General features: G+C 64.1%; 12 protein-coding genes. 3 read left to right on the plus strand and 9 right to left on the minus strand.

Annotated features, from left to right (window positions below; all coding sequences use genetic code 11):
• Positions 1-3 precede the first annotated feature (3 nt).
• The 3 genes from NOG11_RS03750 to NOG11_RS03760 all read right to left on the minus strand — a co-directional run bounded on the left by NOG11_RS03750 (position 4) and on the right by NOG11_RS03760 (position 4,109).
• Positions 4-1,707 carry an FAD-dependent oxidoreductase gene (locus tag NOG11_RS03750; protein WP_256618313.1) on the minus strand — a complete coding sequence of 568 codons (1,704 nt, stop codon included), beginning with the start codon at positions 1,705-1,707 and terminating at the stop codon, positions 4-6.
• 91 nt (positions 1,708-1,798) lie between these two features.
• Positions 1,799-2,899 carry an SO2930 family diheme c-type cytochrome gene (locus NOG11_RS03755; RefSeq protein ID WP_256618315.1) on the minus strand — a complete coding sequence of 367 codons (1,101 nt, stop codon included), beginning with the start codon at positions 2,897-2,899 and terminating at the stop codon, positions 1,799-1,801.
• Between the two features lie 4 nt (positions 2,900-2,903).
• Complete coding sequence (locus NOG11_RS03760; RefSeq protein ID WP_256618316.1) at positions 2,904-4,109, minus strand: parallel beta-helix domain-containing protein; 1,206 nt, start codon at positions 4,107-4,109, stop codon at positions 2,904-2,906.
• Positions 4,110-4,184: 75 nt separating this feature from the next.
• Between NOG11_RS03760 and NOG11_RS03765 the strand changes: the two genes are divergently transcribed.
• Positions 4,185-4,769, plus strand: a complete 585-nt coding sequence (locus NOG11_RS03765) for a TetR/AcrR family transcriptional regulator (RefSeq protein ID WP_256618318.1) — start codon at positions 4,185-4,187, stop codon at positions 4,767-4,769.
• Between the two features lie 63 nt (positions 4,770-4,832).
• On the opposite strand, the gene NOG11_RS03770 is transcribed toward NOG11_RS03765, so the two are convergent.
• The 6 genes from NOG11_RS03770 to NOG11_RS03795 all read right to left on the minus strand — a co-directional run bounded on the left by NOG11_RS03770 (position 4,833) and on the right by NOG11_RS03795 (position 10,019).
• Positions 4,833-5,351, minus strand: coding sequence for an OmpA family protein (locus tag NOG11_RS03770; protein ID WP_256618319.1), 519 nt, complete (start codon positions 5,349-5,351; stop codon positions 4,833-4,835).
• Between the two features lie 210 nt (positions 5,352-5,561).
• The gene (tolB, locus tag NOG11_RS03775) at positions 5,562-6,863 is read right to left on the minus strand and encodes a Tol-Pal system beta propeller repeat protein TolB (RefSeq protein WP_256618320.1); all 1,302 of its coding nucleotides are present in this window, start codon (positions 6,861-6,863) and stop codon (positions 5,562-5,564) included.
• Between the two features lie 105 nt (positions 6,864-6,968).
• On the minus strand, positions 6,969-7,796 hold the full coding sequence (tolA, locus tag NOG11_RS03780; RefSeq protein ID WP_256618321.1) for a cell envelope integrity protein TolA: 828 nt from the start codon (positions 7,794-7,796) through the stop codon (positions 6,969-6,971).
• A gap of 48 nt (positions 7,797-7,844) precedes the next feature.
• Complete coding sequence (tolR, locus tag NOG11_RS03785) at positions 7,845-8,288, minus strand: protein TolR (RefSeq protein ID WP_256618322.1); 444 nt, start codon at positions 8,286-8,288, stop codon at positions 7,845-7,847.
• 3 nt (positions 8,289-8,291) lie between these two features.
• Positions 8,292-8,993 (minus strand): protein TolQ, encoded by a 702-nt coding sequence (gene tolQ / locus NOG11_RS03790; RefSeq protein ID WP_256618323.1) that lies wholly within the window; start codon positions 8,991-8,993, stop codon positions 8,292-8,294.
• A gap of 216 nt (positions 8,994-9,209) precedes the next feature.
• Positions 9,210-10,019 (minus strand): LuxR family transcriptional regulator, encoded by an 810-nt coding sequence (locus NOG11_RS03795; protein WP_256618324.1) that lies wholly within the window; start codon positions 10,017-10,019, stop codon positions 9,210-9,212.
• 263 nt (positions 10,020-10,282) lie between these two features.
• On the opposite strand from NOG11_RS03795, the gene NOG11_RS03800 reads away from it, so the two are divergent.
• The gene (locus tag NOG11_RS03800; protein WP_256618325.1) at positions 10,283-11,317 is read left to right on the plus strand and encodes an aspartate-semialdehyde dehydrogenase; all 1,035 of its coding nucleotides are present in this window, start codon (positions 10,283-10,285) and stop codon (positions 11,315-11,317) included.
• Positions 11,318-11,481: 164 nt separating this feature from the next.
• Positions 11,482-12,126 (plus strand): CC0125/CC1285 family lipoprotein, encoded by a 645-nt coding sequence (locus tag NOG11_RS03805; protein ID WP_256618326.1) that lies wholly within the window; start codon positions 11,482-11,484, stop codon positions 12,124-12,126.
• The last annotated feature ends 7 nt before the right edge of the window (positions 12,127-12,133 follow it).

Raw genomic sequence — 12,133 nt, forward strand, 5'->3', positions numbered from 1 at the left:
CGTTCAAGCCGAGTCCTGCAGATAGGCGTGGACCGCCGAGATACACACCGAGCCCTCGCCAACTCCCGAGGCGACCCGCTTCACCGAGCCGGAGCGTACATCGCCGACAGCGAAGATGCCGGGTTCGGACGTATCGAAAGGTCCGGCCTCGTCGCCTCTGGGTGATACGGCCGCACCGGTCCGAACGAAGCCGCGCTCATCAAGCTCGAGACAGTCACCGAGCCACTCCGTGTTCGGCACGGCGCCGATCATCACAAAGACATTGCCGATGGCCTTGGTCTCCTGCTCGCCGCTCGTCCGGTTGCGCCAGGTCACCTCTTCCAGCATCCGCCTGCCGCTGAGTGCGGTGAGTTCAGTCTCCGTATGCAGCGTGATGCGCGAGGACTGCTCGATCCGGCTGACCAGATAGTCCGACATCGACGCAGCCAAGCCATCAGAACGCACCAAAACGTGCACGTGGCTCGCATGGCGCGAGAGAAAGACCGCCGCCTGCCCCGCGGAGTTGCCGCCGCCCACCACCACGACCTCCTGCGCCTGACAGAGCTGCGCCTCTAATGCGGTCGCGGCATAGTGGATACCCTGGCCCTCGAACTTCTCGTAGCCTGGCAGGTCCAGCTTGCGGTACGTGGCGCCGCTGGCCACGATCGCGGCGCTGGCGCATACGGACTGTCCGTCCTGGGTGGTGATCCTGATGAGGCGGCCCTCCTTCTTGATCGTCTCGGCGGCCCTGGCGATTGCGAAGGTCGCACCGAACTTCTGCGCTTGGATCCAGGCTCTGCCTGCTAGGGCTTGCCCGGAGATGCCCGTGGGGAAGCCGAGATAGTTCTCGATCTTCGAGCTGGTCCCCGCCTGGCCGCCCGGCGCCTCGGTCTCGATGACGATGGTGTCGAGCGCTTCGGAGGCCGCGTAAACGGCCGCCGACAGCCCAGACGGCCCCGCCCCGATCACCACCAGATCGTAGCAGTGATCCGGGTCGAGAGGAACGGTGATGCCCAGCGCATCGGCCAGCTCCGCCGTCGAAGGGTTGTGATAGACACGGCCGTCGCTCGTCCTGACCGCCGGAAGAGTGCTGACATGCATCGAGCACTCGCGCGCATAGGCAGCGGCATCGTCACTGGACGCTTCGAGCAGCCTTGCCGGGTAGCCGTTGCGCGCCAGAAAGCGCCTGATACGCACCGTATCGCGCCCGTTCGGCTCGCCGATCACGGTGACCGCCGCCTCGTCGTGCAGAAGAAAAGCCGTACGCCTCAGGATGAAGGCCCGCATCATCAGCTCGCCAATGTCCTGCTCGGTGGAGGACATGCGCCGGAACTGCTGCCGGTCCAGCCTGACAAGACGGCTCGGTCCCGATGTCTGTCCACTGACGAGAATCTTGGAGCGGTTGAAAAGATCCAGCTCACCGGTGAACTGGTGCACGCCGTGGGTAGTGATGACTTTCTCTTCGCCCTCGGCATCCATGTCGATGATGTCGATACCGCCTTCGAGCACCAAGAAGAAATCCGCCTCGCGGTCGCCGCGCTGGAATAGAACCTCGCCAGCGCCGTAATCGGCGGTCTGTCCGTAGCCCGCGATCCGGGCGATCTGCTCTTCGTTCAGTGTGGGGAAGGTCTGCCGCCGCCGCTGATAAGGATCGGATGCATCGGCCGGGGCCGCGTCCTCCGCCGCCTCTCTTGCCCCTTCGATGGCGCTGTCAGCCGTCTGCTCCATGATGTGGTCTCCTGTTCGGAGAACAGGATAGGCGTCCTGCGCCGCGCTTGCCACATCGGCGGTCAGCAGCCGACCTGAACCTGATACGGGTTCAGGTCTCGGAGCAGGTGCCGTCCATCTCCGCGATCCACTGGTTCAGCAGCGCCAGCCCTTCTTCATGCACCAGGCTGCGGCCGAGCTCGGGCATCATGGCGCCCGGATCGGTCGAGCCGACGCGGTAGGTCAGGATCGAGGCTTCGGGCCTCCCCGGCTCGATGCCGAAGCGGTGCCCACCCGTGCCGGAGCCTGCAGCGATCGGCGGCTTGCACCTTCCCACTGCAGCGCCGGTGGCGCCTAGGCTGAGATCGAGGCCCGACGTATCGGCGGGGCCTTGGGGGTTGTGACAGTGGGCACAATTGGCGGCGAGATAGCTGCGTGCGCGCTGGTCCAGCGATGCCGAGGCATCGTCCCAGCGGGTCTGCACCACGGCAGGCTCATCACCCAACGTGACGAAGCCCGCCTCAGCCAGCCGTAAAAGCTGCTCGCCCTCTTCGTCGCCGACCACCTCACGGCGGCTAAGCTGCCCGGCAGTGGGTCCAAGCGGCTCGATCCGTCCCGATGCGGCGTCAGGCGCATGGCACCCGGCGCACTGGTTCTCGTTCGGCACCACATAGGCGAAAGGTCCCGCCTGCTGATGATCCGCCAGTGTCAGCGGCACCACTGCGCCCGTGCGCTTGAGCGTGGCTTCCGTCTGCTCTTCGTTCCAGACATAGGAGACAGGATGCCAACCGTCCTCGCGCCTGACGAGGAGCCTGGTCTCGATCAGACGGTGGGTAGACAGATCGACCTCGCTACTAAGATCGACGCTCTGATAGGCTGCGGCCGTCACCGTACCGTCCTCGCCTTCTGGATAGTAGAAGGTCTTGGTGATGACGGTGCCCACGGGGAAGTCCAGACTGCCTTCCTCGCCGATACTGGCCGAGCCGGACAGCATCCACACCGTCCGCAGCTTGCTGGCGTAGTCGGTAAAAAGAGGGGTATTGAGGGTGTAGGGCTCGACACCCTCGCCCAGGATCAACCTCCCCTTCTCGACCTGAAGCGCCCCCCAGGCGGAAAGCGTGGGGGGGTTCGCTTCCGGATGGAAGGAGGGCCGCACCCGCTCCTGCCCACAGGCGGTCAGAAGCATCAGTACCGAGATGAGCAAGTACCGCAAGCCGCTACTCCGCTGAGGCGAGCCTGACGGCTTTAAGGCGAGGAAGCGAGCAGTCGAAGGGGGCGCTCTCGACACTGATGTTCTTCGAGCTGTTCGGCAGGTCGGCGTTCAGGACCTTGGCGCCCTCGTCCTGGATGCAGATCTGCGGGTCGCGGCCTTCGGCGGCGTAGCCGTCCCACAGCACATGGGGAAAGCTGCCGCCGGGGCCGAACTTCAGCAGTTTCAGCGCTTTCAGCTCTGCGCCGTCGGGCTTGTCGCCGCCTCCAGACAGGCGGTTGGAGTGGAAATGGATGCGCTCGGGATAGGGGTCGAAGCTGTCCGACCAGCTATTGTCCGCATAATTCGATGCGTAGACGGAAGAGATGATGACATTAGCCGTGCGGTTGTCGCGTATGTCGTTGTCGAAGACCTCCACATCGTCATGGCTGTTGATGACGATGCCCGAGCCTGCGGGGATGGAGGCCACCGGGGTACCGGGATGACCGAAATTGCGCAGGTCGTTCTCATACACCTCGTTGCCGTAGATCCTCACCCTGCCGCCCTCCTGACTGAGGTTCGGCATGTTGAAGACCAGAATACCGCCGGTATTGTCCGTCGCCACATTGCCGTAGACATCCGCGTCTTGCGTGTTCTCGATCTCGATACCGGCGACGTTGCGCTCAGCCCGGTTGTTCCGCACCACGACGTTCTTCGACTGACCCACATAGATGCCTGCGTCCGAGGCGCCGATGGCCACCGAATCCTCGATCAGAACGTTCGTGGTCTGAACGGGGTAGAAGCCGTAGGCGCCGTTCTCGGTCTTAGGCTCGCCGGTCCACTCGACCCGCACCCGGCGGATGACGACCCCGTCAGCCTCGTTGATTTTGAGCGCGTCGCCGATCGTGTCCTCGATCGCCATGTCCTCGATGGTGAAGTCGTCGGCGGTGACGAGAAGCCCCTCCGCGCCTGCCACCTGACCCGCGAAGCTCAGCACGGTCTCCTCCATGCCCGCCCCGCGGATGGTCACGCCGTCCGCTGTCAGTGAGAGACCCCGGTCGAGGGCGTAGCGCCCCGCGGGGATCTCGATCACGTCGCCAGGTTTTGCGTCGAGAAGTTGAAGCTGGAGCTCCTCCTGAAAGCTCTCATCGGTCGCCTCGGCGACCCTGGCCGTATCCTCGCTTCCGCAGGCGGCAAGAGTGACGAGCGAAAGTCCCAGAAGCAGATGGCGCATATTCAGTCTCCTCCAGCCCGAAAGATGAGCCAAGCTCGCTTTTCTGGCAAGGTCTTTTGCTGCTAGAGGTAGCATGTGCCGAGCCTTACCCAGCGCCCCCCGCCCCGCCAGCAACGTGCCGAGGCGAAACGCCAGTCCATCCTCGACGCGGCCGAACGTGTGCTCGTAGGCCGCACGCCAAGCGAGCTGACCACCAAGGAGATCGCAGCCGAGGCGGGCGTGCCCATCGGCTCGCTCTACCGCTACTTCGCCAATCTCGACGACCTGCTCGGCGCGATGATGGAGCGCTTCAACGAAGAGACCCTCGAAGCGTTGGCGACGGCGGGGATGCGCAGCGACGACTGGCGCGGCGGCGTGCGCCTGGTGATGGGCGTCATCAAGAAGATGCATCAGCGTCACCCCATCTACGGCGCAGTGGCCGCGGCGCTGACCGCCTCCCCCCATACCGGCGAGCCGGTTCGGCGGGCCTTGATGGAGAGCTTGGGCCAGGCCCTCCCCCATGCAGAAGCCAAGCGTATCGAGCGCTTGGCCATAACGGCCTACCTCATCGTGGAGGCAGCCGAGCGGCACTACCATGACGGGGGAAGACAGTCGCCCTGGCTGTTCGACGAGGCGGAGACTGCCATCGAGGCCTATCTCGGCCGGTATCTCGGCGGCTGACCGCAGGGCCCACAAAAAAGCCCGCCTTTCGGCGGGCTTCTTCGTCAGATCGGGAAGCCGATCTTAGAACATGTCCATTTCAGGATCGATGATCGTGGTGGTGCCGTTCCGGTTCTTGGCCCAGGCTTCCGGGGTGGAACGCGGGTCGATCGGACGCTCTTTGCCGTAGGACACGACGGAGATGCGGGCCGGGGAGACACCGAGGCCGACGAGGAAGGACTTGGCAGCTTCTGCGCGGCGCTCGCCGAGGGCGAGGTTGTACTCACGCGTGCCGCGCTCGTCAGCATTGCCGGCGATGCGGAAGTTGTAGTCCATGTTCTCGGGCATCATCATGAACGCGGCCTGGCGGCGAAGAACGGCCTGGGCGTCCGCGGTGAGGTTGTACTGGTCGTAGCCGTAGAAGACGCGGTTGCCGACGTTCTGCTCGAGCTCCATCTTGGCGACTTCGATGCCGGAGACGACCGGCTCTTCGATCACCGGCTCCTCGACGACGACGATGTCTTCTTCGGGAGTGGTGCTGCAAGCAGCGAGAAGGGCCATCGAGGCGACTGCGCCCAAGGTCCCCAGTTTGGTGAGTTTCATGGCTAATGCTCCGCTTTGCCTTTACCCGGGGACGTCTGCCCCGCCCTGACTCGGCTTGAGTTTGCCCCCAAGCCGCGATGATCTTTGGTCCATAATTCCCAAGATGAAACAGCGAAGGTGCCGTTTCCGCTCGAGTTCATGGTTAATTCCTGTTCACGCTACTCTGGCTTGCGCCCACGATCAATGATCATCGGCGCAAATTGTTAACCCTTAGTTCAAGCGCGGCGACCAGGCTGGATCGGAGGCTTCCGTCGGCGTCTGGATGCGGCGCAAATTCTGGCCCGTCAGGTCGATGGCGAAGAGACGGACCGGCCCACCGGGATACTCCTCCCGATGAAAGGCCAAAACACGGCCGTTTGGTGACCATGTCGGGCCCTCGACGAGGTAGCTCTCGGTCAGGAGACGCTCGCCTGAACCGTCGGGAGCCACGACACCGATATAGAACTTGCCCTTGTGCTGGCGGGTGAAGGCGATGAGGTCGCCGCGGGGTGACCAGACGGGCGTGCCGTAGGTGCCCTGGCCGAAAGTGATTCGGCGTTGGTCCGAGCCGTCGGCGTTCATCACATAGACCTGCTGACTGCCGCCACGGTCCGAGGCGAAGGCGATCTTGTCGCCGCGGGGGGACATGGAGGGCGAGACGTCGATGGCCGGGTTCGAGGTCAGGCGCTGCAGGCGGCCCGAGATCGGATCGAGATAGGCGACGTCCGAATTGCCGTTGCGGGCGAAGCTGACCAGCAGACGATCGCCATCGGGGGTGAAGCGGGGCGCAAACGTCATGCCGGGGAAGTCACCGACTTCGCGCTGCACGCCGGTCTCGATGTTGAAGAGATAGACCTTGGCCGGGCGGTCCTCGAACAGGGCGAGATAGGTGATCTCCTGCTCGTTGGGGGAGAAGCGCGGCGTCAGCACGTTGTAGGGGAGCCCCTGGGTCAGGGTCTGGGGGTTGTAGCCGTCCTGATCCATGATGACGAGCTGCTTCTTGCGGTCGGTCTTGGGACCGGTCTCGCCCACATAGACGAGGCGGCTGTCGAAATAGCCCGCCTCGCCGGTGAGCTGGGTGTAGACGAAGTCCGAGACCTTGTGCGCGGCGCGGCGCCAGTTCTCGCGCGGGGTCTTGTAGGCGACCGAGGCGACCTGCTGGTTGCCGACCACGTCCCAGAGGCGGGTGTTGATCTGCACCCTTCCGTCGCCGAGGTCCACGACCTCACCGGCCAGGAGCACACGCGCACCGATCACCCGCCAGTCGGCGAAGCGCGGCGTCACATTGATGTTGGTGATGTTCTCGATGAAGGCTTCCTCGCCGATCGGCGCCAGCAGCCCCGAATTGCGAAGGTCCGTCTCGATGACCCCGGAGATCTCCCCGCCGAGATCGGCGTCGGTCTCGCTGACATAGTCCGGGATGGCGATCGGCATGGGGTCCGTGCGGCCCCTGGTGACGTCGATCTCCACCTGCGCGCTGGCCATGACCGGCGCGAAGGCGAGCGTCATGGCGAGAGCGATCTGTCTCAGCATCGTGGCGCTACCTCTTCGTTGAAATTCCCTGCGGGTCCATGACTACCAAGGCCCGCATCATTAGAAAACCGTGCAAACTGTTCAGGTTCAGTGGCCCGAACGCGCCTACATCACCCCTTGCGGCGTGAAGTTCAGCGTGATCTCCGACCAGACATAGTACCGCTCCTGGGGGAGGAAATCGTAGGGTGCGCAGGCGGTCACGGCCTGCACCGCGCGGTCGCGCGTCGTCTTCCACCAAGTGTTGCCCGACAGGCTGATCTGCGCGTTGTTAAGGACCCTGGGCTGGCCGATGATCTCTCCCTCGCGATCGAGCTTGAAGTTGACCCGGACCACAAGCTTCTCGGCATCCGGCACACCAGTGGGCTGGTTGTAGCAGCTCTCCGCCATGCGGGCGCGGATGAGGTCCTCCTCCATCGCCGTAAGCGTATCGCCGAGGCCGATCTGCTCCTGATCGCGCAGACCCTCGGCGTCGAGCACCTCGGAAGGCGCCTTGCGATCGTCCTCTTCCTCGAGGTCCACCAGCGCATCGTCCAGGCCGGAGAAGAAGTCGTCCTCCTGCTTCGGCTTGTCCTGGGTCTCCTGCTTGGGCGGCTCCGGTTTTTGTTCAGGCTCGGGTTTAGGCTGCTCGGGCTCGGGAGTGGGTTCAGGCTCGGGCTGCGGCGTCTCCTCGATGGGCTGAGGCACCGGCACGGGATCGGGCAGCTCCGCCACCTCGATGTCGTCGCGCAGGGGCGCGGGGTCCTCGGCCACCTCCTCGGACTTCTGGTCGGCCTTGACCGAGACCATCTCACCGAACTCCGCTTCCGAGATCAGGTTGACCGGCACCACGGCGCGGTAGGCCACCTCGGGCACCGCCAGGAACGGCGCCACGATGAAGCCCGCGGCAAGGATGCCGACATGCAACAGCGCAGAGATGAAGGTCGCGTAGCGCAAACGGGCCTGCCCTTAGCTATTGCCGGGCTCCCCTGCCCGGCACCTGTTCTAACCGTTGTCGTTGACCAGTCCGAAGTCGCGGAAACCTGCGGCCTGGATGCGCCCCAGCACCTTGGCCACGTCGTCGTAGAGAACCCGCTTGTCCGCCCGGACATAGATCGTCTGGTCGTAGCCGGTCTGGGCGATGGCGGAGAGGTGCGAGATCAGATCGTCATAGGCGACCTCGGTCTCCTGCACGAAGATCTTGCCGTCCGCCGTGATCGAGATGGTCAGGGGCTCGACCTCCTCGGTCATGGCCTGGGCCTCGGTCTCGGGCAGCTCGACGTCGATGCCCACCGTGAGGAGCGGCGCCGCCACCATGAAGATGATGAGCAGCACCAGCATGACATCGACCAGCGGCGTCACGTTGATCTCGGACATGGGCGCGGAGGAGCGCTTGAGCTTGGAGCCCGAGAAGCCCCCGCCTCCGCCTGGCATCAGACCACCGGCCATGGCTCAGCGGCCTCCGTCGGCCTGGCGGCTGAGGATGGCGGTGAACTCGCCGGTGAAGCCCTCGACGCGGGTGATGTAGCTGTTGAGCGCCGCCGTGTAGCGGTTGTAGCCGACCACCGCCGGGATGGCGGCGACGAGGCCGATGGCCGTTGCGAACAGCGCCTCGGCGATGCCGGGGGCCACGACGGCAAGGTTGGCATCGCCGGTCTGGGCAATGCCCTGGAACGAGTTCATGATGCCCCAGACGGTGCCGAAGAGACCCACGAAGGGCGCGACCGAGCCGACGGTCGCCAGCACTGGAAGCTGGCTCGAAGCCTTCTCTAGTTCCCTTTGGGCCTCGGCCATCATGCGGCGCTCGGCGCGCTGGACGAGGGACGGGGCGAAGCCTCCCGAGGGCTGGTTCTTGGCGAACTCGTCCATGCCGGCGACGAAAACGCGGGCCATCGGATGGTCGAGACGGTCCTTGAGACGGCGATAGAGGTCGTCGAGCGGCCGGCCCGAATAGAACTGCTCCTCGAACTTCTTCGCCTTGCCCCGAAGCCGCGAGAAGGTCAGCGACTTGTCGATGATGATGGCCCAGGACCAGACACTGGCCAGGGCGAGCGCGATCATGACGGCTTTGACCACCGGGTCGGCCTGCATGAACATGGCGACCGCACCGAACTCCGTGCCGATCGCGTTCTGCGCGACGACCTCTTCTTCCATCACTGACTCCTAAATTCGCCCCGAAGGCGCCCTTACCCTGCCTAGACGTAAACCGTCTTTATTAACCAGTTCTACACGAGGTCGCTCACCATTTCGAGACCGGATGTGGGGGGTTTCTCTCTCAAATGGTTCAGCCGAACCCGTAGGAGCGATGGCGAAGCCATCCGCCTTGCCAGGCTGAGCGGCGGAAAGCTTCGCGTTCCGCCCTACGAAGCTTCAGTCGATCAGTCCCAGCGCCAGGCCCCGGAGCGCAGCCGTCACCCGGTCGCCCACATGCAGCTTCCTGAAGATCCGGCGCACATAGGTGTCCACCGTGTTGGGGCTGAGGTCGAGGATCTCCGCCATCACCCCGTTGGACTTGCCCTTGGCGATCCAGGCGAGGATCTCCCGCTCGCGCTCGGACAGCTTGGCGTAGCTCGGCAGCTTGGCGGTCAGGAGCTCGCAGTAGCGCAGGTGAGCGATCTGCGAGATGAAGTGGAAGCGGTTGATCTCGGTCTCGTCGGCGATGGCCTTCCCGCTGCCGCCGCCGATGCCGACATAGCCGTTGCGGCCATGGGGGCCGAAGACGGCGATGGCGAAGCCGTCCCCGAGGTTCTCTTCCTTCAGGATCTCCACATAGCGCTCCTCCGCCTCGGTCAGGTCGCGGTAGCGGCCCACCTCGCTCCACCGGAAGGGGCGGCACGCATCGAGGGCATGGCGGGGGATCGGATCGACCTTGTAGAGCTGCTCCTTCTTGTACCGCCTCACCCAGCTGCTGGGAAAACCGTTGGTCACCACCGGCACCCAGTCCGAGTGGTCCGAAGCACCGGGCGCCGGCATGTGGTGGTAGCTGATCATGGTGGCGCCCAGCTTGTCGAAGACGTCGATGCAGAGCGATCCGAGCTGATCGGTATGGCGGCACTTCCTGGCGGCTTCGGCGAAATTTAGCAGGCTGTCTCCTCCAGAACCGAAGTCCTGAAGCTCCCATTCTATCGTATCGTCGTCACTAAAAGGCATCTTGGCCGACCGGTCTACGGCTTCGTTCATGGGGTAAACAGTATCACTCAACACGGTAGAAGAATTCCTCGTCAGGATGACATCCTCTCCCTTCGCAAGGAAGACGTATATGGTTACCTGAACTGTACAAAAGGTCGCGCCCTTTCATTTGTGATCAGCCGCGCTACGTTTTATCATCACAGAAAAAAGTTCCAGGTACTCACTCGCAGTACTGCATTTTCCTGTTGCACCGCAGCGATTGACCCGAGCGGGGCTCCGTTGCACAGGGGGCGCGAGTTTCGAGGAGCACTCCCATGGCCATCAATGTCGCGATCGTAGGCGCCACCGGTATGGTTGGCCAGGAGCTTCTGGCCATTCTGGCGGAGCGACTTTTCCCCGCCGACGAGGTGGTGGCCCTCGCCTCGCGCAACTCCCTCGGCCGCGAGGTCAGCTACGGCGACAGGACGCTGAAGTGCCGCGACCTCGCCCAGTTCGACTTCAAGAACACCGCCGTCGCCATCTTCGCGGCGGGCGGCGACATCTCCAAGGAGTACGCGCCGAAGGCGGCGGCAGCCGGGGCCATCGTCATCGACAACTCCTCCGCCTTCCGTCTCGACCCGGACGTTCCACTGGTGGTGCCAGAGGTGAACCCCGAGGCTGTCGAGGGCTTCGGTAAGCGCCGCATCATCGCCAACCCGAACTGCTCCACCGCTCAGCTCGTCGTCGCGCTCAAGCCGCTTCACGACCGTGCACGGATCAAGCGGGTGGTGGTCTCGACCTACCAGTCGGTCTCGGGCGCTGGCAAGGAGGCCGCCGACGAGCTCTTCCGCCAGACCAAGGGCATCTTCGTCGGCGACGATGCGACCCCTGAGCACTTCACCAAGCAGATCGCCTTCAACGTCATCCCCCATATCGACGTCTTCATGGATGACGGCTCGACCAGGGAAGAGTTCAAGATGACGGCGGAGACGAAGAAGATCCTCGACCCCAAGATCAAGCTCACCGCCACGGCTGTCCGTGTACCCGTCTTCGTCGGCCACTCCGAGGCGGTGAATATCGAGTTCGAAGAGCCCCTCGACGCCGGCGAGGCCCGCAAGATCCTGCGCGAGGCGCCTGGCTGCCTCGTGGTCGATAAGCGCGAGGACGGGGGCTATGTCACGCCGGTGGAGTGCGTCGGCGACTTCGCCACCTTCATCAGCCGTATCCGTGACGACTCGACCGCGGACAACGCCATCAATATGTGGGTGGTGTCCGACAATCTGCGAAAGGGCGCCGCGCTCAACGCGGTGCAGATCGCGGAGCTGCTGCTCAACCGAGGTCTCCTCGGAGAGAGCGTACAGCTTCACTAGCGAGCCGCGGCGGACCATTCCTACCAGCAGGTCGCGCGCCGCAACCAAGCGTGCGGCCTGCACATAAACAAAAGTTAGCCCCGATCCCGTGTCCTTTCTCCGGCGCGCTCCGAACCTTTGTTCGTAGCCGAAGACGACAACTGTCCACGACACGGAGGTGTCCGATGAAAAGCCCCCTTACCCTCGCCCTCGTCGGCAGCGCCGCGCTCCTGGCCGCCTGCACGACCGCCACGCCGTTCAAGGAAGCCAGCAAGTCCGGCGCGCCTGGATATAGCGACGTGAAGATCAGCTCGTCCGTCTACCGGGTCTCGTTCAAAGGCAACTCCCAGACCGAGCGTGAGACGGTCGAGAACTCGCTTCTCTTCCGCTCTGCGCAGATCGCCGAGCAGAACGGCGCGCCCTTCTTCCAGATCATCGACCGCGACGTCGACCGGCAGTTCGTCGAGAACGATGCAATCGACACGGATGGGTTCACCCTGGCCGGATACAGCGTCGAGGACCCCTACCAGGCGGGCACGGATGCCAACTTCCACAACGCCCGCTTCAGAGGCGGCTTTCACGGACGCGGGTTCAGGGGACGCGGGTTCGCCGGACGGGGCTTCAGGGGCAGAACTTTCCGGGGCGGCTTCCACGGCACCGGTTTCAGCTATTACGGCGGCGGTTTCCGCGGCAGCGTCAGCGAGCGTTTCGAGGCGATCGCCTATATTCGTCTCTACGGCAACGATCCGGAAGTGACCGGGGCGGTGTTCGAAACGCAGACGGTGCTTGCTTCGCTCCGTCCCAGGATTACCTTCCCGAAGGAGGGCTAAAACCTCA

It is taken from the genome of Parvularcula maris (assembly GCF_024505085.1).
GTDB classification, from domain to species: Bacteria; Pseudomonadota; Alphaproteobacteria; order Caulobacterales; family Parvularculaceae; genus Parvularcula; species Parvularcula maris.

What these genes read in the sequence shown, in the direction of transcription:
- NOG11_RS03770 (WP_256618319.1), bottom strand. Translation starts at nt 5,351, where the DNA reads ATGAAACTCACCAAACTGGGGACCTTGGGCGCAGTCGCCTCGATGGCC.
- NOG11_RS03800 (WP_256618325.1), top strand. Translation starts at nt 10,283, where the DNA reads ATGGCCATCAATGTCGCGATCGTAGGCGCCACCGGTATGGTTGGCCAG.
- tolQ (WP_256618323.1), bottom strand. Translation starts at nt 8,993, where the DNA reads ATGGAAGAAGAGGTCGTCGCGCAGAACGCGATCGGCACGGAGTTCGGT.
- NOG11_RS03805 (WP_256618326.1), top strand. Translation starts at nt 11,482, where the DNA reads ATGAAAAGCCCCCTTACCCTCGCCCTCGTCGGCAGCGCCGCGCTCCTG.
- NOG11_RS03750 (WP_256618313.1), bottom strand. Translation starts at nt 1,707, where the DNA reads ATGGAGCAGACGGCTGACAGCGCCATCGAAGGGGCAAGAGAGGCGGCG.
- tolR (WP_256618322.1), bottom strand. Translation starts at nt 8,288, where the DNA reads ATGGCCGGTGGTCTGATGCCAGGCGGAGGCGGGGGCTTCTCGGGCTCC.
- tolB (WP_256618320.1), bottom strand. Translation starts at nt 6,863, where the DNA reads ATGCTGAGACAGATCGCTCTCGCCATGACGCTCGCCTTCGCGCCGGTC.
- NOG11_RS03795 (WP_256618324.1), bottom strand. Translation starts at nt 10,019, where the DNA reads ATGAACGAAGCCGTAGACCGGTCGGCCAAGATGCCTTTTAGTGACGAC.
- NOG11_RS03760 (WP_256618316.1), bottom strand. Translation starts at nt 4,109, where the DNA reads ATGCGCCATCTGCTTCTGGGACTTTCGCTCGTCACTCTTGCCGCCTGC.